Raw genomic sequence first — 25266 nt, forward strand, 5'->3', positions numbered from 1 at the left:
TAAACTTTTAAGAAAAGATATATGAGTAAAAGATTAAGAAAGCCGATAAAAAAAGAGAAAGACTACTCTGATAAAATAGTAAAAATATTATCGCAAAGTGCTAATAAAGCATTCAATTATAAACAAATAGGAGCAAAGCTAGAACTCGATGACACCGAAAGTAGAAATCAAATTATAAAAGATTTGAAGATTCTGGCTTCTCAAAATAAGATTATAGAATCTGAACCTGGAAAATATTTAGTAAAAGCAATAAGTAAAGACTATTACGAAGGTAAAATTGATATGACAGGACGTAAAACAGCTTATTTTGTTTGTCCAGATTTAGAAGAGGATGTTTTTATTCCCACAAATAATTTAAATCATGCTTTAGACAAAGACATTGTCAAAGTGTATGTTTACAATCAAAGAAAAGGGAAAAGACCTGAAGGCGAAGTGATTGAAGTACTTGAAAGAAATAAAACCGACTTTGTTGGTGTGATTGACATTCAGGCTAATTTTGCTTTTGTTTCTACAGCTAACCCAAAAATGTATACTGATATTTTTATTCCAAAGGATAAAATAGGCGAGGCGGAGCAAGGTGATGTAGTTTTGGTTCATATCGAAGATTGGCCAGCCCGAGCTGATAGTCCTTTTGGTACCGTCATAAAAGTTCTAGGAAAACCTGGAGAACACGATACAGAGATTCACGCTATTCTTGCTGAATACGGATTGCCATCAGAGTTTCCTATTGAAGTAGAAACGTTTGCACAAAAAATAGATACTTCGATAGAAGAAAGTGAAATTGCCAAACGTCGTGATATGCGCGATACGTTGACTTTTACCATTGATCCAAAAGATGCTAAGGATTTTGATGATGCACTCTCATTCAAAAAATTAGAAAATGGCAATTACGAAATTGGTATTCACATTGCCGATGTTTCGTATTATCTTCAAGAAGGAACCATCTTGGATGATGAAGCGTATCAAAGAGCGACATCCGTTTATTTAGTGGATCGAGTGGTGCCCATGTTACCGGAAGTATTATCAAATTTTGCTTGTTCCTTGCGTCCAAATGAAGAAAAATATACGTTCTCCGCTATTTTCGAAATTACCGAAACATCACAAGTGGTTAATCAATGGTTTGGTCGAACGGTAATTTACTCTGATCAACGTTTTGCTTACGAGGAAGCGCAATACATTATAGAAACCAAAGACGATGTGATTCCGGAAGAAATTTCGATTACGGGAAGTTCGTATCAAGTTTCGGAAGCAATTGTCTCTGCGACGCTAAAAATGGACGAATTAGCTAAAATTTTTAGAAAAAGAAGAATGGCTGATGGTGCCATTTCTTTTGATAAAGTAGAAGTCAAATTCAATTTAGATGAAGCCGGAGAACCTCAAGGAGTTTATTTTAAAGTTTCCAAAGATGCCAATCATCTGATTGAAGAATTCATGCTTTTGGCCAATAAAAAAGTAGCAGAATATATTGGAAAACAAAAGAAAACGTTTATTTACAGAATCCACGATGAACCAAATGAAGATAAATTAATTGCCATGCAAACGGTAATTGCCAAGTTTGGTTACAAAATTGATTTCCGTAACAAAGGCGATATTTCTAAATCATTGAATGCGTTGATGGAAGAAGTTAATGGTAAAAAAGAGCAAAATTTAATTGATACCCTTGCGATTAGAAGTATGAGTAAAGCCAAATATTCTACGGATAACATAGGACATTACGGATTGGCTTTTGATTATTATTCGCATTTTACATCACCAATTCGTCGTTATCCCGATGTAATGGTACACCGATTGTTACAGCATTATCTTGATGGAGGAAAATCAGCTGATGAAGAAACGTATGAAACAAAATGTGTGCATTCTTCGACAATGGAAGGTTTGGCAACAAATGCGGAACGAGATTCCATCAAATACATGCAGGTAAAATACATGCAGGATCATCAGGATCAGGAATTTTTAGGTGTAATTTCAGGCGTGACGGAATGGGGAATTTATGTCGAAATTATTGAGAATAAATGTGAAGGAATGTGTAGAATTAGGGATATAAAAGACGATTATTACACTTTTGATGAAAAACAATATGCATTAACTGGAGCAACTTCAGGTAAATTATTACAATTAGGAGATGAAATTTACGTTAAAGTAAAAAATGCTGATTTAGTTAAAAAACAACTGGATTTTAATTTTTTAAGAAGAATTGAAGAACCAATCAAATAAAAAAATGAAAAAATTAGTGATTATTGCCTTTGTATTGTTAACTCAAATTACAAATGCTCAGGTAAGCAGAAATTTAGGAGATTTTGATGAAGTAAAAGTATTTGATAAAATCACTGTAAAATTAATTCCAGCTTCAGAAAATAAAATAGTGATAACTGGAGACCGAGCAGATGAAGTAGAAACAGTAAATAAAAATGGCGAACTGAAAATCAGAATGCCATTTCCACAATTGTTATCTGGAGATGCTATTACAATAAAATTATATTTTAAAAATATTGAAAGTATCAGTGCAAGCGAGGGAAGTTATGTATCAAGTGAAACTGATTTCAAACAAACGATGTTAGATTTGAATGCAAAATCAGGGGCAGAGATTAACATTGAAATTGATGTTGATAAAGTGAATATAAAAGCCAGTGCGGGCGGAATAATTGATGTTTCTGGTAAAGCAACAAATCAAGATGTTGTTATTACGTCAGGCGGAATTTTGAAAGCAATTGAATTACACACAAAACAAACAACAATAAGCGTTGCTGCTGGAGGAAAATCTGAAATTCATGCAACTACATTAGTGGATGCAAAAGTGAAAGCAGGTGGCTCTATTTTTATCTACGGTAAGCCAAAACAGATTAATAAGGAAGTTTTCATTGGCGGTACTATTTTAGAAAAAAATTAGTACTTTGGTTTAGATTTTTGACAATAAATTTAAATTTTTAATGATAAACGATATTTTATCTGGTATTCCTTGGGGAATTTTATTGAGTTTTATGATTGGTCCTGTTTTTTTTATTTTACTGGAAACAAGTATTATAAAAGGATTTAGAGCGGCTTTAGTATTTGATTTAGGAGTAGTTTCAGGAGATATTGTTTTTATTGGAATTGCTTATTTAGGAAGCTACAGGTTGATTCAAAGTTTAAAAGATCAACCGGCACTCTTTATTTTTGGAGGTGTATTGATGCTGGTTTATGGTATAATTTCCTTCATACAATTAAAAAAAGAAGAAAAAATAAACACAGATATTATTGACAGGGAAATAGTCAAAAAAAACTATTTAAGTCTTTTTATAAAAGGGTTTTTGTTAAACATTATCAATATTGGTGTTCTTGGTTTTTGGTTGGCCATTATTATTTCAGTAGGACCAAAACTAGAAATGCAAACCTCCAGAATGATAACTTTTTTTACATCAGTAGTGGTTTCTTATTTACTTATTGATTGTATTAAAATACTATTAGCCAAGCAATTAAAAACAAAACTAACGCCTGTAAACATTCTTAAAATCAAAAAAGGAATCAGTATTGTGATGATGATTTTTGGGATGGTTTTAATCACTCAAGGTTGGTTCCCGGAAGAAAAAGCAATGGTTAAAAAAGCATTTGATAAGATTGATAATTAGTAGATTTTAATTTTATAAAATAGTAAAATCCTTGATTCTAAATTTATTAGAGTCAAGGATTTTTTTATTTAAACCATTAAGGAATTAAGAAAAATTAAGTCTAAATTTTAATGAAATTTAATTCCTTAATGGATAATAATTTAAACACAAAAAACCTCCAAATTACTTTGAATTTTTTAGATTTTTCTCCGGATTCGAACTATAACTTTATTTAATTTTTATTAAAAATTAGACATAAAAAAACCTCCAAATTACTTTGAAGGTTTTAGGTTTTTCTCCGGATTCGAACTATAACTTTATTTAATTTTTCTTAAAAATTAGACATAAAAAAACCTCCAAATTACTTTGAAGGTTTTAGATTTTTCTCCGGATTCGAACTATAACTTTATTTAATTTTTCTTAAAAATTAGGCATAAAAAAACCTCCAAATTACTTTGAAGGTTTTAGATTTTTCTCCGGATTCGAACTATAACTTTATTTAATTCTTCTTAAAAATTAGACATAAAAAAACCTCCAAATTACTTTGAAGGTTTTAGATTTTTCTCCGGATTCGAACTATAACTTTATTTAATTTTTCTTAAAAATTAGACATAAAAAAACCTCCAAATTACTTTGAAGGTTTTAGAGGCATCGTCCGGATTCGAACCGGAGTAGGAGCTTTTGCAGAGCCCAGCCTAGCCGCTCGGCCACGACGCCAATTATTTATTGGTGTGCAAATATAGTAAAAAAGTTAAAAAAGGAAAGCCAATAACCACAAAGTTTTAAAAAATCGTAATTCGTAATTTTTAATTCGTAATTAACTTAACTTCTATATTCTTCCATTTCTATGGTAACTGATTCAACATCACCGCCAATAGGGGGATTTAGTTTAGAAACTGCAACAATAATTCTGGAAACCTCAGGAATTTCTTCAAAAATTCGAGTTATGATTCGGTGTGCTACATGCTCTAATAAGTCCGAACGAATGGCCATTTCTTCTACAACAATGCTATTTAAAAGCACGTAATCCACCGTATCTTTCAAATCATCCGTTACACTCGATTTTCTCAAATCAGTCTTAACTTCTAAATTTACGGTATAGTCAGACCCAATTTTTCCTTCCTCGATTAAACATCCGTGGTAGGAGTAGGTTCTGATGTTTTTAAGTTTTATAATTCCCATGTATCTTTTGTTTACTGTTTAAAATTTATGATTAGCGGCACTTTCTTTTAACTTTTAATAGGTTTCTAGTGAACTTTAAACCTTAAACCTCAAACTTTTTTTATCTTTGCTAAAATAAAACAAAAAAATGTCAACTGAAGAAAAATCACTCCATTTTATAGAACAAATCATTGAAGACAGTTTATCAAGCGGTTTTCCTCAAGATCAATTACGTTTCCGATTTCCACCAGAACCTAATGGGTATTTACACATAGGTCATGCTAAATCGATTTGCTTGAATTTTGGATTAGGGTTAAAGTACAATGCGCCAGTTAACTTGCGTTTTGACGATACAAATCCAGCTAAAGAAGAGCAAGAATATGTAGATGCCATCAAGGAAGATTTAAAATGGTTGGGTTTTAATTGGACCGAAGAATTGTATTCTTCTGATTATTTTCAGCAGTTGTATGAATGGGCGGTAGCCATGATTAAAAACGGTAAAGCGTATATAGACAGTCAATCTTCTGAAGACATGGCGGTTCAAAAAGGAACGCCTACACAGCCTGGAGTTGATGGACCTTATAGAAACCGTTCCGTTGAAGAAAATCTTTCTTTATTCGAAGGAATGAAAAATGGTGATTTTGAGGAAGGTAGCCATGTTTTACGTGCCAAAATTGATATGACTTCGACTAATATGTTGATGCGTGATCCATTGATGTATCGTGTTTTGCATCGTCATCATCACAGAACCGGAAACGATTGGAAAATCTATCCCATGTATGATTTCGCACATGGTGAAAGTGATTATATTGAACAGATTTCGCATTCTATCTGTACGCTGGAATTTGTTATGCACCGAGAATTGTACAATTGGTTTTTGGACCAAATTTACGATGACTCAAAAGTAAGACCACATCAATATGAATTTGCGCGTTTGAACTTGAATTACACCGTAATGAGCAAGCGAAAACTATTGCAATTGGTTCAGGAAAAGATAGTAAATGGTTGGGACGATCCAAGAATGCCAACCATTTCAGGATTAAGAAGAAGAGGTTATACTGCCAATTCTATTCGTAAGTTTTGTGATATTATTGGCGTTGCCAAAAGAGAAAATATAATTGATTTTTCCCTTTTAGAATTTTGCTTGCGCGAAGATTTGAATAAAACGGCTCCAAGAGTTATGGCGGTTTTAGATCCAATAAAATTGGTGATTACGAATTATCCAGAAGATAAGGAAGAATGGTTGGAAGCCGAAAATAATCAAGAAGATGAAAGCGCAGGATTTAGAAAAGTTCCTTTTTCAAAAGAATTATTTATAGAAAGAGAAGACTTTCTTGAAGATGCTCCGGCAAAGTTTTTCCGATTGAGTTTAGGCAGAGAAGTACGTCTAAAAAATGCCTACATCATCAAAGGAGAAAGTGTTATAAAAGACGCTGCGGGAACTATTACGGAGATTCATGTGACGTATGATGAAGACAGCAGAAGCGGAAGTGGGAGCGAAGCCAGTCAACGTAAAGTGGCAGGAACCTTGCATTGGGTTTCTATACAACATGCCTTAGAAGCAGAAGTTCGGTTGTACGATCGCTTGTTTATCGATGAAGCACCAGACAGTCATAAAGAGAAAAATTTCTTAGAATTTATGAATCCTAGTTCGTTACAAATTGTAAAAGGATTTGTAGAACCAAGTTTGGCAACGGTTCAATCTGGAGAGAAATTCCAGTTTCAACGTTTGGGTTATTTCAATGTGGATAAAGATACCATCAAAGGTAAAATTGTCTTTAATAAAACCGTTGGATTGAAAGATGCTTGGGAAGAAAAAGGCAAGAAAGAGGAGAATTTATTGATGAATACTCAAAAAGAAATCAATAAATATGTGAAGGAAAAAGACGAAAACAATGCGAATTTGATTCTAAACAGCATTGTTGATAACATAAAAAGTATTGATAATTACAGTTTAATTATTCAGACTATTGTCAAAAATATCAAGAATGATAATAACTCATTGTTGTTTTCTAATTTGATTCTGCATCATTCAGATAAAGTGCAAGTAAAAGACATCGAAGAAGAATCTTTGACCAAATTATACACGATGTCATTAAAAAGTCAAATGGCAGCCGTTAGAATTTTAGCTATCGAAAATTTGCAAAATGATTTGAATAATTTCACTCTTTTTGAAACACAGCTTTCAGAATTAAAAAAGAATGAGAAAAACGAAAAGGTAATGCAATTATTAAACGATCTTAAAATATAAGATTTATTTTTTAAATAGATTTTATTAATAGAAAGCTCTCTTTTTAGAGGGCTTTTTTCAGTATTGTAATTTCTTATTAAAACCCTATTTTCAATACTTTTTTCCAATTAAAAACAACGACCATAAATTGATTGTAAGGCTTTTTTTTAGAATAAAGAACACCAAGTATAAAATTGCAATAAACGTGTAATAGCTTGCTTTTATTTGCTTTTTTGCCTTGTTAAAATATACTTTAACGAGTTGTTAACGGGTTGTTGTTAATAAATCAGTATCTTTATGAAACAAACTTTTAAAATTAAGAATCATGTCGAATAATTCAGGAAATACATTATTGGCTCTTTTGACTGGAGCAGCTATCGGAGCTGGAATCGGAATTTTATTTGCTCCGGATAAAGGTTCTACAACCAGAGGAAAAATTAAAGATGGTTTTGAGGATGTTAAAAACGAATTAAAAAACAAACTGGATTATTCATCTTCAGAATTGAGAGATAAATTCACAAATGCAAAATATGATTTAGAAGAAACTTACGAAGATCTTGTTTCAAATATTAGTCACAAGACGGATGATGTAATTTCTTTTTTAGAAGAAAAATTAGCCGAACTAAAGATCCAGAACGCAAAACTTCAAAAATAATTTTCATTTACCTAATGTACCAAATCCTAAAAATAAATCCATGGCTTTTGAAGAACTAAAAGAAAATACAGAAAACATTCAAGAACAAGCCAAAGCTTATTTAGAAAGCACTGCGGCTTATTATAAATTGCGGGGTTTCAAGGTTGCAATGAAATCTACGACGATGATCATAAAATTTACATTGATTTTATTGTGTTTCAGTATGGTTTTGTTGTTTTGTTCTGTTGCGGCTGCTTTAGCTATTGGGATAGCTTTAGACAGTTACGCTTTGGGATTTTTAATCGTTGGCGGAGTTTATCTTGTGATAACAGGAATTTTATTTTCTATTAAAGATAAAATCGTTGAAGGACCAATTTTAGAGAAATTTTCAGAAATATTTTTTAACGACTAACTTATGGAAACCAAAAAATATTCTTCCTATGCTCAAATTGAAAGGGAACTTGAAATTTTAAAGATTGAACAAGAAATCAGTTATCAGAAATTAGCTTATGGTCTTCAAAAAACTAAAGAAAGCATAACACCAATGAACCTTGTGAGTGGAGTAGTAGGTTCGTCCTTATCTGCCTTTTCCGGGTCATACGGAACAATTTTAAATATTGCATTACCCTTCGTGATCAAATGGATTAAAAAAATAAAAAGAGGCAATTAAGCCTCTTTTTTTATGAATTCTAGTAAATTATTCTTCTGTTTCCGGACTTTCTGGAGCTTCTGGTTTTTCAGGAATTTCTATATTTTTTTCTCTTCTTGAAGTTGCTTTTCCATTTCTTTTTTTCATTAATTCACCTACTTGATTGGAAGCACTGAACGAAGCGATCATATTGTTGAGCATGTCACTTCCGGCTTGTGGAGAATTAGGCAATAAAATCAGATTTGAATTTGCGTCAGCACCAATAGCTTGGAGTGTATCATAATGTTGAGTTACTACAATCAATGCCGAAGCTTCCTGAGAATTTATCCCAACTCTGTTTAAAACATCTACACTTTCTACTAAACCTTTGGCAATTTCTCTTCTTTGGTTCGCAATACCTTGTCCTTGTAATCGCTTGCTTTCGGCTTCAGCTTCGGCTTTGGCTACGATTCTAATTCTTGATGCTTCAGCTTCAAATTCAGCTACTGTTTTTTCTCTATCAGCCGCATTAATTCTATTCATCGCATTTTTCACTTGAATATCCGGATCAATATCCGTTACTAAAGTATTGATAATCGTGTATCCATAAGTAGTCATGGCTTCATTCAATTCTCTTTTTACAGCAATGGCAATATCATCTTTTCTTTCAAAAACATCATCCAGTTTTAATTTTGGAACTTCTGCACGAACGACATCAAATACATAAGAAGTGATTTGATCGTGTGGATATTCCAGTTTATAAAAAGCATCATAAACAGTCTCTTTGATAACCATAAATTGCACTGAAACTTTTAGTTTTACAAAAACATTGTCTTTCGTTTTTGTTTCAATGATGACATCTAATTGTTGAATTTTTAGATTCACACGTCCTGCAATTCTGTCTATTAAAGGAATTTTCAATTGCAAACCGGATTGTCGGATACTTAAAAATTTTCCAAATCGCTCTACAACAACTGCTGTTTGTTGTTTTACCGTAAAAAATGAAGAAAGTAAAATGAAGGATCCAAAAACTAGTAGGATAATTAAGGCAATATTCATAATATTTTTTGTTTTTAGTTAAAAATTATCTCACAATTTACAAAAAAAACTTTAGGTTTGTCCTTGTAAATTTTAATTATATGAGAAAGATAACACTTACTTTATTTTTTATTTTCATTTCCATAACAGCCTTTTCCCAATATAAATACAGGGATTCAAATAGGATAGGAATCAGTTTTGGCGTCAATCAATTTACGTTGAACACTGATAATTTCCAAACTAAACCCGAATTGGGCTGGAATGCGGGACTTTCTATGCGGGGAAATTTCTATAATGATTGGGATATGGTATATAACATTCAATTTAGCGAGAATAATTTTTCTGTTGTAACAAACACGTTGACCTTGGCACAGGAAGATGTTAACTATAAATTGGCATCTGCTCAAGTGTCTTTACAAGTAAGTTATAAACTTGTCGAAAATCATTTGAGTATTGAGTTTGGTCCAATTGTCCAAGTCAACGGAAAATTAAACATAGATAATACAGATGAAAATAATGTTATTTCTGGTACAACGTTGTTAGCCAAAGATATTAGGGAGATTTCTAATTTTAATTTTTATCCAACGGTGGGAATCACTTTTGGAGTGCGTCATTTTAGAGCCAATGTTTCCTATCAATATGGAGTCAATAACATGCTTGAAAACTTGAACAACAAGAATTTAGGTGTAAATTTCAAAGGAAATCCTGGAATTATCAATGGTAATTTGATAATTTATTTATAAACGAAAAGCTTCTAATCCAAATTAAGATTAGAAGCTTTTTATCATTAAATTCTTTTAGAGTTTTATACTCTAAAAGGGTTATTTTTTTACAAAGTAGCGATTGCTTTTTGAATTCGGTTAACCGTTTCGTCTTTTCCAATTACTTCAACGATATCAAATAGGTGAGGACCTTTTAGCGCGCCAACCAAACTCAAACGGAATGGTTGCATTACTTTTCCCATTCCAATCTCGTTTTTCGTCATCCAGTCTTTGACAATCGTTTCGATATTCATCGAAGTAAAATCGGTAATTTCTTCCACAACAGAAATTAATTCCTGCATCAATGCTGGTGTTTCTTCCTTCCAGTTATTGCTGGCTTTTTCATCATAGGCTGTTGGAGCCACAAAAAAGAAATCGCTCATTTCCCAAAATTCAGAAACAAAATGCGCGCGTTCTTTGATTAAAGAAACTATTTTGGTCAACTTTGTCATTTCGAGCGCAGTCGAGAAACCTTTTTCAGCCAAAATAGGAGCGTAGGCTTTTGCCAAAGTAGCATCTTCCTGCTTGGTTAAATACTGGTGATTGAACCATTTGTTTTTTTCAGGATCAAATTTAGCCCCAGCTTTATGAACTCTGTTCAAGTCAAATGCTGCAACTAATTCTTCCAGCGAGAATAATTCTTTATCTGTTCCATCATTCCAACCTAATAATGCTAAAAAGTTGATTACGGCTTCGGGGAAAAATCCTTTTTCTCTGTAACCGGATGAAACGCCTTCTGCGGTTTTCCAATCCAATGGAAATACTGGAAATCCCATCTTGTCACCATCACGTTTGGATAATTTTCCGTTCCCGACAGGTTTCATTATCAATGGTAAATGTGCAAATTCGGGTGCTTCCCAACCAAATGCTCTGTACAATAAAACGTGTAAAGGCATTGATGGCAACCATTCCTCACCACGAATTACATGCGAGGTTTCCATTAAATGATCATCCACAATATTGGCTAAATGGTACGTAGGCATTCCATCACTTTTGAACAATACTTTATCGTCTAAAAGATTCGTTTCAAACTTTACATCACCACGAATAATGTCATGTAAAAGCAACGTTTCATTCACCGGAGTTTTAAAACGAATTACATAATGCTCTCCACCAGCAATTCTTTTAGCAGTCTCGTCTGCAGAAATCACTAACGAAGTGTCCAGTTTTTCTCGATTATGGTGATTGTATATAAAGGTTTGTCCTTGTTCTTCTTCTAATTTTCTTGCTGCATCCAAAGCTTCGGCTGTATCAAAAGCATAATACGCATTCCCGGAATTGATTAATTCAGCAGCATATTGTTGGTACACATCTTTTCTTTCGCTTTGACGGTATGGACCAAATTTTTCATTTTTACCAATAGTCTCATCGGGCGCAATTCCTAACCACTCCAATGCTTCCATGATATAATTTTCGGCACCAGGAACAAAACGGTTTTGGTCCGTATCTTCAATTCTCAGGAAGAATACACCATTGTTTTTTTTGGCAAACAAATAATTGAATAATGCGGTACGAACGCCGCCAATATGTAAAGGTCCAGTTGGACTTGGTGCAAAACGCACCCGAACTTGTTTAGACATTGCTGTAAATTTTTTTGCGAAGATACAAATTCGATTACTCAATTGGATTATCTGAAAATGAGATAATGTTAGATTAATGAGTTTGATGATTTTAACATTTCTTTATTCATATAAATTATTACTTTTATTGGTTATAAAAAACAAAGCATACATTTTGGAAAATCAGCAATTTATTTATCAAAAACTCGAAGCTTTCATTTGGAAGTTTTATACCAACGAATTGATACGGGGAACTATTTTCTTCATCGGTTTAGGATTGTTGTATTTTCTATTTACGCTTTTTGTCGAATATTTTCTTTGGCTCAAGCCAATGGGAAGAACGATTTTATTTTGGACTTTCGTTGGAGTTGAAGTGTATTTGTTGTTTCGTTTTATTTTATTTCCCATTTTTAAATTATTCAAACTTCAAAAAGGAATCGATTACAATCAGGCTTCTGCAATTATTGGAAATCATTTTGCGGAAGTGAGCGACAAACTGACTAACTTTTTACAATTATCAAATCCGAACGAACATCAAATCAAATCGGAATTATTGGCCGCTTCGATTGAACAAAAAGCCAATGCGTTGCAAACAATTCCTTTTGGGAACGCCATAAATTACAACGGAAACAGAAAGTATTTTCCTTTGGCTTTAATTCCAATTTTGTTATTTGCTTTCTTTTATTTTTCTGGAAACAGCAGCATGATTTCTCAAAGTTTGAATAGAGTAGTGCATTTCAATTCGGCTTTTCTGCCACCAGCTCCTTTTAAATTCGTGGTTTTAAATTTGAATTTACAAACCGAACAAGGAAAGGATTTTATACTTCGAATTAAAACAGAAGGGAAAGTAGTTCCTGAGAACGCGATGATTTTCATTGACGATGAAAGTTATTTTATGGAATCAATCAAAGCAGGGGAATTTCAATTTAAGATAGCGAAGCCTTCAGAAAACATTTTGTTCCACGTGGAGGGAAATGCTATTTCTTCGCAGGATTATGAATTGAAAGTGATTACTGTTCCATCCATTGCTAATTTTGAAATGCAGTTGAACTTTCCTTCGTACTTGAATAAAAAAACGGAAACAATCAAAGGAACAGGAAATGCGGTTATTCCGGAAGGAACACGTGTGACTTGGAAAATGAATACGCAAGCGACACAAAATGTATCGTGGATGGACGGAATTTCAAAAGCTTCTTTTTCAAAAACAGATAACACCTTTGTTTTATCTAAAAATATAGTTCAAAACACAGATTATCAAATATTTACGTCAAATGAAAAGGTAAAAAACTACGAAAAACTCAATTATCAACTTACCATTGTCAAAGATCAGTTTCCAACGATCAATGTGAGCAATGCGCCGGACAGTTTGAAGGTTGCTAAGAACTATGTTTTAGGTCAGATTTCGGATGATTATGGTTTGTCTAGACTTCAGATTGTTTATTACGAAAGAGAGAAACCACAAACTGCTAAACGTGGAACAATTGCTATTGAGAAAAGTTCTTTTGATCAATTCGTATTTTCGTTTCCAAGTAATCTTCCGGTGGAGCAAGGGGTATCTTATGATTATTATTTTGAAGTTTTTGATAATGATGCTCTCCATAATTTTAAAAGCACGAAGTCTTCCGTTTTCTCTAATCGTGTTTCCACAGATGAAGAAAAGGAAGATCAAATTTTGCAACAGCAAAATGACAACATCAACAGTTTAGAGAAGTCTTTAAAAAACCAGGATAAGCAAATCTCTGAAATGGAGAAGTTGCAAAAAACCGGAAAAGAGAAAGAAAATCTGGATTTTAAAGATCAGCAAAAAGTAAATGATTTCATCAAGCGTCAGATGAAACAGGATGAGATGATGAAAGAATTTACTAAAAAAATGAACGATAATTTGGAGCAATTAAAAACCGATAAAAAGGATGAGTTGAAAGAAGAGCTTCAAAAGCGATTGGACAAAGCCGAAAAAGAATTCGAAAAAAACCAGAAGTTTTTAGATGAATTGAAAGAACTGAACGATAAAATTCAGAATGAAGAGTTGTTGTCTAAGTTGGATAAATTCAAACAAAATAGTAAAAACCAAACTAAGAATTTAGAACAGTTGGTGGAATTGACGAAAAGGTTTTATGTAGAAAAGAAAGCAGAACAATTAGGAGACAAACTGGACAAACTATCGGAGAAACAAGATAAATTATCTGATGATGAAAAGGATAATAAACTGGACAAGCAGGAAGACATCAATGCTGAGTTTGACAAAATCCAAGAAGATTTAAATGATTTAGAAAAAGAAAACAAGGAATTAAAATCACCATTGGATTTATCAAAAGACGATGCTAAAGAAAAAAGCATTGACGAGGATTTAAAGAAAGCTTCTGAAGAATTAAAGAAAGACAAGAAAGATAAAGCAAAGCCAAATCAAAAAAGTGCTTCTAAAAAGATGAAAGAGATGTCGCAGAAAATGGAACAAACTTTGGAGGAAGGGGAAATGGAACAGTTGCAGGAAGATGTTGCTATGTTGCGACAAATCTTGGATAATTTATTAGCGTTTTCTTTGTCACAGGAAGACTTGATGAATCAGTTTAAAAAACATAAATCAGGATCACCGGCGTTTAATAAAAACATTAAAATTCAACAGGATTTAAAACAACAGTTCAAGCATGTTGATGACAGTTTATTTGCGATGTCGTTACGTAATCCAAAAATTGCTGAAGATATTACTAAAGAAATAGGTAATGTAATTTACAACGTCGATAAATCGTTGTCCAGTTTAACTGATGCTCAAGTTCCAAAAGGTTTATCGCACCAACAATACACCATTTCAGCGGCTAATAAACTTGCAGATTTTCTGAGTGACATGCTTAACAATATGCAAATGCAAATGTCAGGAATGGGTTCCGGAAAGCCGAAGCCGGGTCAAGGACAAGGAATGCAATTGCCGGATATTATTAAAAAGCAAGAAGGTCTTGGCGAGAAAATGAAAGAGGGAATTAAAAAAGGAGAGAAACCGGGTGACGGTCAAAAAGGGAAAAATGGTAAACAAGGCATTTCTGGCGAATCAGGTCAAGAAGGCGAGGGAGGCGAAGGTGATGCACAAGCTATAATGGAAATTTATAAAGAGCAAAAGCAATTGCGCGAAGCATTGCAAAACGAATTGAATAAACAAGGATTGGGTGGTAATGGACAAAGTGCTTTGGATCAAATGAAGCAAATAGAAAAGCAATTATTGAATAAAGGTTTTAAGAATGAAACGCTTCAAAAGATACTGAATGTAAAACAGGAATTATTGAAATTAAATTCCGCCATTCAGCAACAAGGAGAGGAAAACAAACGCCAATCGGAAACTAATAAAAAGGAGTTTAATAATCAATCTAATGCGCTGCCAGCTCCTTTATTAGATTATTTAAATAGCATAGAAATATTAAATAGACAATCGTTACCTTTGCGCTCGAATTTTAATCAAAAGGTTCAAGAATATTTTAATAAAAAATGATCAATTTTAATTACGAAACCGATTTTAATTTAGACAATGAAGAAGCTGTTGCTGCTTGGTTGGGAAATGTTATTACTTCGGAAAACAAGAAAGAAGGAGAGATAAATTACATCTTTTGTGATGATGAGTATCTTCATAAAATTAATGTTGAATATCTTGATCACGATACGCTAACGGACATTATCAGTTTTGATTATTCCATGGGTAATGAATTGCACGGAGACATTTTTGTTTCAATTGAAAGGGTAAAAGACAACGCCGCTGATTTCAATGTTACTTTTGAGCAAGAATTAAAGCGTGTTTTGGTTCATGGAATTTTACATTACTGTGGTTATAAAGATAAAGGCGAGGTTGAAGAGCTTTTAATGCGAAGTAAAGAAGATGAAAAAATCGCCATGTTTCACGTGGAACAATAGCGGTGTTCTGAGCTTTGAATCGAAAGTGTTTCACGTGGAACATTAAGTGATGGTTTAAAAATAGGTTTACATTGTTTCACGTGGAACAAAATATAGATTTCAAAATTACAATCCTTAGTACGGATTAAATTATAAAAGAAGATGTTTTTAGATGAATATGATGTGATCGTTGTGGGCGCAGGACACGCCGGTTCTGAGGCTGCTGCCGCTGCTGCAAATTTGGGTTCGAAAACCTTATTGGTGACAATGAGTTTGCAGAATATTGCCCAGATGTCATGCAATCCAGCGATGGGCGGAATTGCCAAAGGACAAATTGTGCGTGAAATTGATGCGCTTGGAGGATACTCGGGAATTGTTTCGGACAAGACTGCAATCCAATTCAAGATGTTGAATAAATCCAAAGGTCCTGCCATGTGGTCGCCGCGTGTTCAAAGTGACCGTATGCGTTTTGCCGAGGAGTGGAGGATGATGTTGGAAGGAACTCCAAATCTTGATTTTTATCAAGAAATGGTGAAAGGTTTGATTATTGAAAACGGAAAAATAAAAGGAATTCGTACTTCGCTTGGAGTAGAAATTCGGTCTAAATCGGTTGTGTTGACCAATGGGACTTTTCTAAACGGATTGATTCATATTGGTGAAAAACAATTTGGTGGCGGAAGAGCAGGCGAGAGTGCAGCGTATGGAATTACGGAAGATTTAGTTGCGGCTGGTTTTGAATCAGGACGAATGAAAACAGGAACGCCTCCAAGAGTCGATGGTCGTTCTTTGGATTATTCGAAAATGAACGAAGAAAAAGGAGATGCTAAGCCAGATAAATTTTCCTATTCGGATGTGACATCGCCGTTGATTCATCAGAAATCATGTCACATGACGTATACGTCTCTTGATGTTCACGATATTTTAAGAGAAGGTTTTGATCGCTCCCCAATGTTCAACGGAAGAATTAAAAGTCTTGGGCCAAGATATTGTCCGTCAATTGAAGATAAAATTAATCGTTTTGCTGACAAGGAAAGACATCAGTTGTTTGTCGAGCCGGAAGGTTGGAATACGTGTGAAGTGTATGTAAATGGATTTTCTACATCGCTTCCTGAGGATATTCAATTTAAAGCGTTGAGTTCTGTTGCGGGATTTGAAAAAGTGAAATTCTTTCGTCCGGGTTATGCAATTGAATATGATTATTTCCCCCCGACACAATTGAAGCACACTTTGGAAACAAAACTGGTTGAAGGATTGTATTTCGCTGGACAAATAAATGGAACAACAGGATATGAAGAAGCAGCCTCTCAAGGATTGATGGCTGGAATAAATGCGCATTTAAAAGTGCATGAAAAAGCGCCCTTAATTTTAAAAAGAGATGAAGCCTACATCGGTGTTTTAATTGATGATTTGATTACGAAAGGAACAGAAGAGCCCTACAGAATGTTTACGTCTCGTGCGGAATATAGAACGTTGCTGCGTCAAGACAATGCTGATTTCAGATTAACGCCAATGTCGCATGAAATAGGTTTGGCTTCTGAAGCGCGTTTGCGTAGAATGGAACACAAACTAAATGAATCTGAAAAAATGGTCGCCTACTTCAAAGAAACAAGTGTTTCGGTTGCGGAAGCAAATCCTATTTTAGAATCAAAAGATACGGCCTTGATTACGCAAGGCGATAAAATGTTCAAAGTATTCTCTCGTCCGCAAATTGATTTAAACGACATGATGAAATTTGATAAGGTAGCGGCTTATGTTGCGGAAAATGATGTAGACCAAGAAATTTTAGAACAGGCCGAAATCCAAGTAAAGTATTCTGGTTATATCGAAAAAGAAAGAAATAATGCTGATAAATTGCTTCGATTGGAAGATGTAAAGATTCCTGAAAATTTCGATTATGATAAAATCAAATCGATGTCAATCGAAGCCAAACAAAAATTAAGCAAGATTCGTCCGGTAACCATTTCTCAAGCGTCAAGAATCAGTGGTGTGTCGCCAAGTGATGTTTCGGTGTTGTTGATTTATATGGGACGATAAGATTTGTGGTTGCAGATTTAAGATTAACGATCTTTGATTTTAAATCTGCAATCACAAATGGTTAATCTTAAATCTACAATCAATTGTTCCACGTGAAACCACGTTGTGAAGCATTACAATCATTGAAGAATCAGAAAAATAAATTATTCAACCTTGAAAGCATCCGTTGGTTTTTTCAGGGTTTCGTTTTAAATTAAAATATAAAAGCACTATTAATTAATGGACATTTCAAACCAACAGCCTTTTTTAACCGTTAAAGATTATTCTGTTTCTCAAGAGATTTTCGACTTGTATCATGATGAAAAATTTGACATGCTGATTACGTCTCCACAACCCAGCTTAGAAAATTTAGGCAAGTATTACGAAAGCGTGGATTATATTTCACACACGGATAGCAAAAGGTCTTTGTTTGAAAAAGCATATCATTTTGTAAAAACCATTGCGCTTAAAAATAAATTGAATTTAATCAATTCTCTACAATCTAATAAAGGAAGCATTTTAGACATTGGTGCCGGAACAGGAGATTTTTTATCAGTGGCCAAAGATAATGGTTGGCACACGATAGGGGTGGAACCAAGTGAAAAAGCAAAAGCGATTGCAAAAAAGAAAGGTGTTTCATTTGTTGGAGAAACTAGCGAATTAGACGATCATTCTTTTGATGTGATTTCAATGTGGCATGTTTTAGAACACGTTCCTAATTTGGAAAACCAAATAAAAGAATTGAAACGATTATTAAAACCAAATGGAACTTTAATAATTGCGGTTCCAAATTTCAAATCTTTCGATGCAAAACATTACGGAACGTTTTGGGCTGCTTATGATGTGCCCATTCATTTTTGGCATTTTTCTAAAACGGCTATAAAAATGCTTTTTGAAAGAGAAGAAATGAAATTGGTAAAAGTGCTTCCTATGAAATTTGATTCTTTTTATGTAAGCTTACTTTCGGAAAAATACAAAACAGGTAAAATGAATTATATAAAAGCCTTTTTTGTTGGATTGCAGTCAAATTGGGAAGCGAAGAAGAATTTAGAGTATTCGTCTCACATTTACATCCTAAAAAACGACCAAAAATCATTTTAAGCTCATATAAAGGGCTTTTTTGAAGAGAGGTAGTGTATTTGTTGGATTTTCGAACTAATCCGTTTGTTTGGCAAATATAGCCCCCGTTTCTGATAGGTATAAATTATGTTTTTACTAATTACAATAAGAAAATCTTATGTCATAAAAATGTAGCATTTTTTAAACTTTATGTCAATGCTATCAAATTTTTTATATTTTTGTCAACAATACTCAAAACTAGAAATTCATCAAAATGAAAAAAGCATTAGTAATTATCGCATTATCAATTTCACTTGTAGCTTGCAATAAAACTGCAGAAAAAGTTAAGGAAGTAAAAACAGCTTACGTAGACACTTCTGAATTAATGAAAGAATATACAGAGGCAAAAGACCTTGAAGCAAAATATAAAGCGAAAGCAGAGGAAAAAGGAAGACAATTAGAAGCTGAAATTGCAAGATTCAAGCAAGAAGCAGCAGGTTTTCAAGCGCAAGCACAAGCAAACGGTCAGGCATGGGCACAACAAAAAGGGGCTGAATTGCAAAAGAAAGAACAACAATTGGGTTATGCGCAACAAGCCTTATCACAAGAATTGCAACAAGAAAGCGGTAAAGAAATGGATTCTTTAGTAAGCGGAGTGAAAAAATTCATTAAAGTGTACGGTAAAGAAAAAGGATATGCATACATCTATGGTACAGGTGACGCCGCTTCAATTTTATACGCTGAAGACAAATTTGATATTACAAAAGAAATCATCAAAGCCTTGAACGACAAATACAAAGCACCTGCGAAAACGCAAGAAAAAGCAGCTGCCAAAAAATAATTTTTCTATATTAATTCAAAAAATTGCCTTCGTCTATAGTTAGATTGAAGGCATTTTTTTTGAAGCTATTTCCCGCTATCCGCTATAATCTCTCGTTTAGAAAGTGGTTTTTCTTACCCATAAAAGGAGCTTCTTTTAGTCGCTCTTTTCTGGCCAGAAAAAAGCACTTTCTAAATCTCGATGATTTTGGCTTTTATCGGGGCTAAAAAATAGTTGAATTATAATCCTAAAATGTTTTCCAAAAATTAAAATAGTATTCCTAATTTTCAATACTTTAGCTTTATACATACACGCCTAATGCAAACCATTTCAGAAGCTGCCGCTTACACCTTACGATTCATCAATCAAACCCAACGATCCGTTTTCCTGACCGGGAAAGCAGGAACCGGAAAAACTACCCTTTTACGGGAAATTATCGAAACCACACACAAGAATACTGTTGTTGTGGCACCAACGGGAATTGCGGCCTTGAACGCGGGTGGTGTAACGATACATTCCATGTTTCAGTTGCCGTTTGGAGGATTTATTCCAGACAATTCCTCCCCTCAATTTTCTGAAAACACTAAATTTGAAACCAAAGCTACCTTGCGCAGGCATTTCAAAATGAGCGGTTTGAAGAAATCAGTAATACGTAATATGGAATTGTTGATTATCGATGAAGTGAGTATGTTACGCGCGGATTTATTGGACGCTATGGATTATATGATGCAAACTGTACGCAAAAAAAGTACTCCTTTTGGTGGTGTTCAAGTCTTGTATATTGGCGATTTATTGCAATTGCCTCCGGTAATTCGGGACGAAGAATGGCGTACGCTGAAAACCTATTACAAAGGAAAATTCTTTTTCCATTCGCACGTGGTACAGCAAAATCCACCTTTATACATTGAATTATCCAAGATCTTTCGCCAGACTGACGATACGTTTATATCGGTTTTGAATAATCTGCGTAATAATGAGATTTCGCAGCAAGACATTCAAACCTTAAACCAATATGTAAAACCTGATTTTGATTTAAAAGCCAATAAAGGATATATTACATTAACCACACACAATAATAAAGCCGATTCAATGAATGCGCAGGCTTTGGAAGATTTAGAAGGTAAGTCAGTGGTCTATAAACCGGAGATAACTGGAGATTTTCCGGAGAAAATATTTCCCGTGGAACAACAATTGCAGTTGAAAGTAGGCGCGCAAATCATGTTCGTAAAAAACGATTTGTCCTTTGATAAAAACTATTTCAACGGAAAAATGGGCGTTATCAAATCGCTTTCGAGCCAGGAAATCCTCGTTCATTTCCCGGAAGAAAATAAAACTATAGAAGTCGAAAAATACGAATGGCAAAACATCCGCTATAAAGTAGACGAAACTACCAAGGAAATTGAAGAAGAGGTTTTAGGTACTTTTGTACATTACCCCATCAAATTAGCATGGGCGATTACGGTTCATAAAAGCCAGGGATTGACATTTGATAAAGCGGCGCTTGATGTTTCGCAAGTTTTTCTTCCGGGACAGGCGTATGTCGCATTATCGCGTTTGCGCTCGTTAGAAGGACTTATTTTGCTTTCACCGCTGCGTATGAATGGCATTTCAAACGATCAGGATGTAATGGATTATTCATTAAACAAAGCATCGGATTCGTTTTTAGAGAATGCCTTGCATTTTGAAACTAAAAATTTTATACATAACTATTTGATAAACACGTTTGAGTGGAATGATTTGGCTCAAGAATGGCGCAATCATAAATTCAGTTACAACGAAAAATCAGAAATTTCAGAGAAATCCAAACATGCCGTTTGGGCCAGAAAGCAAACGGAAATCATCGAACAGCTTTTGGATCCCTCCAAAAAATTCATTTCGCAATTGAATAAACTTTTTGCTCAGGAAACCGTCGATTTGAATCATGTTTCCGAAAGAATTCAAGCTGCTTTCAGTTATTTCCTGAAACCAATGGACGATTTGGTTTTTGAGATCCTTTGGAAAATTGAAGAAGTAAAACGCATCAAGAAAGTCAAAGCGTTTTACGATGAATTAATCGTGTTGGAAGAATTGCAGACCAAAGCCGTTTTGCGCTTAATGAAAGCCAAATTATTGATAGAAACCGTTGTTGCAGGAGAAACTATTTCGAAAGAGAAATTGACATCCTCAGAAATAAAAAAATACATCATCCGAAAAACGGAAGCCATACAAAATCAATTTAAGGAACTAAATATCACGTTGATTGAAGACGATAGGGACGTGGAACGTTATGCTTCGAAAAAATCTAAAACTGCAGCACCTAAAAAATCAACGGTGCAGGAAACCTACGAATTGTGGGTGGAAAAGAAATCAATTGAAGATATTGCAACAATCAGAGTCTTGACCAAACAAACGATTTACTCCCATTTTGTAAAACTGATACAAACTAAAGCGGTATCCATTTCAGAGGTTTTACCGGAGGATAAAATGCAGGATTTAGCAACTGCTTTTGCTGGGTATCAGGAAGAATCGCTAAATGCTTTGATGGAGAAACACGGTCATAAATTTTCTTGGGAAGAAGCCAGAATGTACAAAGCGAGTTTGAATTAAAATGATACAGTGCTAAAACTAAAAAACCCTATTCGGTAAGAATAGGGTTTTTGTTTTATAGTGATTGAATCAATATCCAAGCCTCTGGATTGTGCTTTTCATTGATTTCTTTTTTTGCTTTTTCTGCTTCAGCAAATGTGGTGTAACTACCATATAAAACCGGAAAATAACCGTTTTTATTAGGAGCGATTCGTTTGGCATCATATCCTAAACGCGTTAAAATTCGCAACGTTTTATTGGCGTTTTTTTCTTCTCTGTACACTCCGGCCATAATGTGATACGGCATTTTTATTTCCTTGGTCGATTTTACGGAAAGTGTAACAGCCGGAACCGGACTTTCGATGAAGAAAGTGGCTTGCTGAATTTTATTTTGAACTTGTTTTTGAACGGCAGTTTCAACAAGAATCGTTTGTGAAACGATTTGGTTTTGATACATTGGATAACCAACACTTCCGGCTAGTCCCAATCCTAATACAAAAATAGCGGCGTATTTTAAATACGGATTTGCTATTTTGGTTTGTTCAGGAAACATTGTGATGGTGGCGTTTTCTTCAACTGCTTCAATTTCTTTTTCGAAGATTGCTCTTTTTACAAGTGGTGAAACAAATGGAGCCAACCCAAAAGAACTAGTTAAATAATTCGTTTGATCGTAAGGCGTGAAAACGATGTTTTTATCTGAATTTAAGCGAAGATCACCTACATTTTTTATAGAAAAAAGTTCATTTTCTTCTAATGCTTTTTTCCAAGTAAAAACTTCATATTGAATGGCACTTACCGCATATTCATAAGATGTTTTCTCTGCTAAAGCAATATGATTGGCTAATAAACCATCATTGTTTTTCAAATTAGCATTGAAAGCAATCATTTTTTTGGGCGGAGAAAATGAATTTGTACTTTCGTTTAGTCTAGCCGATTGAATTTCGGTCAAAAAAGCTCCAAAACCAGGAACGGTAACACATTGATAACGGTATAAAAGCTGCGCGATGTATAGTTCGATTTTCATACTTACAAAGTTATACAACCAAAATAGTTATCAAAATTTTATTCACAATTTTTATTAACAATCCGCATAAAAATTTATACATTTCACTCTCAAATAATTAGCATGAAAGAGCAGGATTTATTTTATTTATTGGCATTGCAAAGAATAGAAGGAGTTGGTGATATAATGGCCAAAAAATTGCTTACCCATTTTGGAACTGCAGAAGCGGTTTTTAACACAAAAGCTTCGCAACTCGCTGCTATTGATGGAGTAGGATCTGTTTTGATGAAAAATTTAAAAGATAAATCCGTTTTCGAAAAAGCAATTCCGGAACTTGAGTTTATAAAAGCGAATGAAATCAACGCGGTTTATTTTCAGGACGAGGAATATCCGGAACGCTTGAAACATTGTATTGACGGACCACTTTTATTATTCACCTCTGGAAATATCAATTTAAAAAACAGAAGAATAATCAGCATTGTAGGAACGCGCCAAATTACATCATACGGTACGGAATTTTGTAGAAAATTGATTGAAGATTTGGCTCCGCTAGATCCTATAATCGTGAGTGGTTTTGCGTATGGTGTTGATATTGTCGCACATCAATTGGCAATGGAACATAATTTACAGACGATTGGCGTGGTGGCGCATGGTTTGAACCAAATTTACCCAAAAACCCATAAAAAATATGTTGCCAAAGTGGAGCAGAACGGTGGTTTCATGACCGAGTTTTGGAGTTCCTCCAATCCGGATAAAGAAAATTTCGTTCGAAGAAACAGAATCGTTGCGGGAATGTCTGAAGCAACAATCGTAATTGAATCAGCGGATAGAGGTGGTTCATTGATTACGGCAAATATGGCGAATGATTACAACCGTGATGTTTTTGCGGTTCCGGGACGAGTTACGGATAAGTACAGCCAGGGTTGCAACAATCTGATAAAAACCCAAAAAGCTAATGTCTTGACGAGTGCTGCCGATTTGATTTATATTCTAAATTGGGATATTCAAAAAGAAACGAAACCGGTACAAAAACAATTGTTTGTAAGCTTAGAGGAAGACGAGCAAAAAGTATACGATTACCTGTTAAAAACGGGAAAAGAACTGATGGATATTATTGCTTTGCGCTGTGATTTTCCTATTTATAAAATCTCAGGAATGCTATTGAGTATGGAATTGAAAGGCGTGATTCGACCCTTGCCAGGGAAATTATTTGAGGCAATATAGTAATTAAATGAAAAGAAAGAACCGCAGATTCACAGATTTTAAATAATCTATGAATCTGCGGTCAATCATTTTATAAACTTAAGAATTGAAATCAAAGTTTTAATTAACCTCAAATCCTAATTTTTCTCTCACTCTTGCCAGAACGCCATTGGCAACAGCCGAAGCTTTTTGAGCACCAATCTTTAAAAGCGCATCTATTTCGGGAAGGTTATTGATGTAGTAATTGTATTTTTCTCTCTCGGTTTTGAAAGTTTCTGTGATCAATTCAAATAACGCTTGTTTGGCGTGACCGTAGCCATAATTTCCACCAAGGTAATTGGCAGTCATTGTGGCAATTTGTTCTTCATTTGCCAATAAAGAATAAATAGCAAAAGCATTACATGTTTCTGGATTTTTTGGGTCTTCCAGCGGTGTGCTATCGGTTTCAATACTCATGACTTGTTTGCGTAACGCTTTATCATCCAAGAAGATATTGATAATATTATTGGCTGATTTACTCATTTTTCCCCCGTTGGTTCCCGGAATCAGCATGCTGTCTTCCTGAATTTTTGCTTCAGGAATCACAAACGTTTCTCCCATTTGGTGGTTGAAACGTGACGCTACATCACGTGTGATTTCAACGTGTTGCAATTGGTCTTTTCCTACGGGAACAAACTCTGCATCGTATAATAAAATATCGGCCGCCATAAGCATTGGATACGAAAACAAACCTGCATTGACATCTTCCAGTCTATCGGCTTTGTCTTTGAAAGAATGCGCTAATGTCAAGCGTTGAAAAGGAAAAAAACAACTTAAATACCACGATAATTCTGCTGTTTGCGGCACATCCGATTGTCTGTAGAAAACTACTTTGTCTACATTCAAACCACAAGCAAGCCAAGCTGCAGCAGTACTGTAGGTGTTAGTTCGTAAGGTTTCGCCGTTTTTTATTTGTGTTATCGAATGTAAATCGGCAATAAAAAGAAAGGATTCGTTTTCAGGTTTATTTGATAGTGCTATTGCGGGAATGATTGCGCCAAGTAAGTTTCCTAAATGCGGTGTTCCTGTACTTTGAACGCCTGTAAGTATTTTTGCCATTATGATTTTTTCTTAACCGCAAAGTTCGCAAAGTTTT

20 protein-coding genes and 1 tRNA gene are annotated in these 25266 nt (G+C 34.3%); 15 read left to right on the forward strand and 6 right to left on the reverse strand.

Annotated features, from left to right (window positions below):
• Nucleotides 1-21 precede the first annotated feature (21 nt).
• The 3 genes from rnr to ACNQGD_RS04540 are packed head-to-tail and all read left to right on the forward strand — an operon-like array spanning nt 22 to nt 3605.
• Entirely contained in the window at nt 22-2214 is a 2193-nt protein-coding gene (rnr, locus tag ACNQGD_RS04530) for a ribonuclease R (RefSeq protein ID WP_417995721.1), read from the forward strand.
• 4 nt (nt 2215-2218) lie between these two features.
• The gene (locus tag ACNQGD_RS04535; protein ID WP_417998454.1) at nt 2219-2887 is read left to right on the forward strand and encodes a head GIN domain-containing protein; all 669 of its coding nucleotides are present in this window, start codon (nt 2219-2221) and stop codon (nt 2885-2887) included.
• Nucleotides 2888-2927: 40 nt separating this feature from the next.
• On the forward strand, nt 2928-3605 hold the full coding sequence (locus ACNQGD_RS04540) for a LysE family translocator (RefSeq protein ID WP_417992900.1): 678 nt from the start codon (nt 2928-2930) through the stop codon (nt 3603-3605).
• Nucleotides 3606-4230: 625 nt separating this feature from the next.
• On the opposite strand, the gene ACNQGD_RS04545 is transcribed toward ACNQGD_RS04540, so the two are convergent.
• Nucleotides 4231-4301, reverse strand: a tRNA-Cys gene (locus ACNQGD_RS04545).
• A gap of 105 nt (nt 4302-4406) precedes the next feature.
• Nucleotides 4407-4766, reverse strand: a complete 360-nt coding sequence (folB, locus tag ACNQGD_RS04550) for a dihydroneopterin aldolase (RefSeq protein ID WP_417992901.1) — start codon at nt 4764-4766, stop codon at nt 4407-4409.
• A gap of 127 nt (nt 4767-4893) precedes the next feature.
• Here folB and ACNQGD_RS04555 point away from each other — a divergent pair, with 127 nt between their 5' ends.
• The 4 genes from ACNQGD_RS04555 to ACNQGD_RS04570 all read left to right on the forward strand — a co-directional run bounded on the left by ACNQGD_RS04555 (nt 4894) and on the right by ACNQGD_RS04570 (nt 8279).
• Complete coding sequence (locus ACNQGD_RS04555; protein WP_417998455.1) at nt 4894-6996, forward strand: glutamine--tRNA ligase/YqeY domain fusion protein; 2103 nt, start codon at nt 4894-4896, stop codon at nt 6994-6996.
• Between the two features lie 304 nt (nt 6997-7300).
• Nucleotides 7301-7630 (forward strand): YtxH domain-containing protein, encoded by a 330-nt coding sequence (locus ACNQGD_RS04560; protein ID WP_417998456.1) that lies wholly within the window; start codon nt 7301-7303, stop codon nt 7628-7630.
• A 40-nt stretch (nt 7631-7670) separates the two neighbouring features.
• Entirely contained in the window at nt 7671-8021 is a 351-nt protein-coding gene (locus ACNQGD_RS04565; protein ID WP_417992904.1) for a competence protein, read from the forward strand.
• A gap of 3 nt (nt 8022-8024) precedes the next feature.
• Complete coding sequence (locus ACNQGD_RS04570) at nt 8025-8279, forward strand: DUF6327 family protein (protein WP_417995715.1); 255 nt, start codon at nt 8025-8027, stop codon at nt 8277-8279.
• A 27-nt stretch (nt 8280-8306) separates the two neighbouring features.
• Here the strand turns inward: ACNQGD_RS04570 and ACNQGD_RS04575 are convergent, their stop codons facing one another.
• Nucleotides 8307-9296, reverse strand: a complete 990-nt coding sequence (locus ACNQGD_RS04575; RefSeq protein WP_417992906.1) for an SPFH domain-containing protein — start codon at nt 9294-9296, stop codon at nt 8307-8309.
• 80 nt (nt 9297-9376) lie between these two features.
• Here ACNQGD_RS04575 and ACNQGD_RS04580 point away from each other — a divergent pair, with 80 nt between their 5' ends.
• The gene (locus ACNQGD_RS04580) at nt 9377-10018 is read left to right on the forward strand and encodes a PorT family protein (RefSeq protein ID WP_417998457.1); all 642 of its coding nucleotides are present in this window, start codon (nt 9377-9379) and stop codon (nt 10016-10018) included.
• Nucleotides 10019-10104: 86 nt separating this feature from the next.
• On the opposite strand, the gene gltX is transcribed toward ACNQGD_RS04580, so the two are convergent.
• Nucleotides 10105-11616, reverse strand: coding sequence for a glutamate--tRNA ligase (gene gltX, locus ACNQGD_RS04585; protein ID WP_417998458.1), 1512 nt, complete (start codon nt 11614-11616; stop codon nt 10105-10107).
• Nucleotides 11617-11770: 154 nt separating this feature from the next.
• Between gltX and ACNQGD_RS04590 the strand changes: the two genes are divergently transcribed.
• The 6 genes from ACNQGD_RS04590 to ACNQGD_RS04615 all read left to right on the forward strand — a co-directional run bounded on the left by ACNQGD_RS04590 (nt 11771) and on the right by ACNQGD_RS04615 (nt 21946).
• Nucleotides 11771-15073 carry a coiled-coil domain-containing protein gene (locus ACNQGD_RS04590; protein WP_417998459.1) on the forward strand — a complete coding sequence of 1101 codons (3303 nt, stop codon included), beginning with the start codon at nt 11771-11773 and terminating at the stop codon, nt 15071-15073.
• Nucleotides 15070-15489 carry an rRNA maturation RNase YbeY gene (gene ybeY / locus ACNQGD_RS04595; RefSeq protein WP_417998460.1) on the forward strand — a complete coding sequence of 140 codons (420 nt, stop codon included), beginning with the start codon at nt 15070-15072 and terminating at the stop codon, nt 15487-15489. The genes ACNQGD_RS04590 and ybeY overlap by 4 nt, the downstream gene beginning before the upstream one ends.
• Before the next feature lie 141 nt (nt 15490-15630).
• Nucleotides 15631-17502 carry a tRNA uridine-5-carboxymethylaminomethyl(34) synthesis enzyme MnmG gene (mnmG, locus tag ACNQGD_RS04600; RefSeq protein ID WP_417998461.1) on the forward strand — a complete coding sequence of 624 codons (1872 nt, stop codon included), beginning with the start codon at nt 15631-15633 and terminating at the stop codon, nt 17500-17502.
• A gap of 219 nt (nt 17503-17721) precedes the next feature.
• A complete protein-coding gene (locus ACNQGD_RS04605; protein ID WP_417998462.1) occupies nt 17722-18582 on the forward strand; it encodes a class I SAM-dependent methyltransferase in 861 nt (286 codons plus the stop codon).
• A gap of 232 nt (nt 18583-18814) precedes the next feature.
• Nucleotides 18815-19381, forward strand: a complete 567-nt coding sequence (locus ACNQGD_RS04610) for an OmpH/Skp family outer membrane protein (RefSeq protein ID WP_417998463.1) — start codon at nt 18815-18817, stop codon at nt 19379-19381.
• A 297-nt stretch (nt 19382-19678) separates the two neighbouring features.
• Nucleotides 19679-21946: a helix-turn-helix domain-containing protein gene (locus ACNQGD_RS04615; RefSeq protein WP_417998464.1), complete on the forward strand. Its 2268-nt coding sequence runs from the start codon at nt 19679-19681 to the stop codon at nt 21944-21946.
• A gap of 55 nt (nt 21947-22001) precedes the next feature.
• On the opposite strand, the gene ACNQGD_RS04620 is transcribed toward ACNQGD_RS04615, so the two are convergent.
• Nucleotides 22002-22949 carry an HU domain-containing protein gene (locus tag ACNQGD_RS04620; RefSeq protein ID WP_417998465.1) on the reverse strand — a complete coding sequence of 316 codons (948 nt, stop codon included), beginning with the start codon at nt 22947-22949 and terminating at the stop codon, nt 22002-22004.
• Between the two features lie 102 nt (nt 22950-23051).
• On the opposite strand from ACNQGD_RS04620, the gene dprA reads away from it, so the two are divergent.
• Nucleotides 23052-24152, forward strand: a complete 1101-nt coding sequence (gene dprA / locus ACNQGD_RS04625) for a DNA-processing protein DprA (RefSeq protein WP_417998466.1) — start codon at nt 23052-23054, stop codon at nt 24150-24152.
• 99 nt (nt 24153-24251) lie between these two features.
• Here the strand turns inward: dprA and trpS are convergent, their stop codons facing one another.
• Entirely contained in the window at nt 24252-25229 is a 978-nt protein-coding gene (gene trpS / locus ACNQGD_RS04630) for a tryptophan--tRNA ligase (RefSeq protein WP_417998467.1), read from the reverse strand.
• Nucleotides 25230-25266: the final 37 nt, after the last annotated feature.

Origin of the sequence: Flavobacterium glucosi (assembly GCF_048286535.1) — a bacterium.
Taxonomy (GTDB): Bacteria; Bacteroidota; Bacteroidia; order Flavobacteriales; family Flavobacteriaceae; genus Flavobacterium.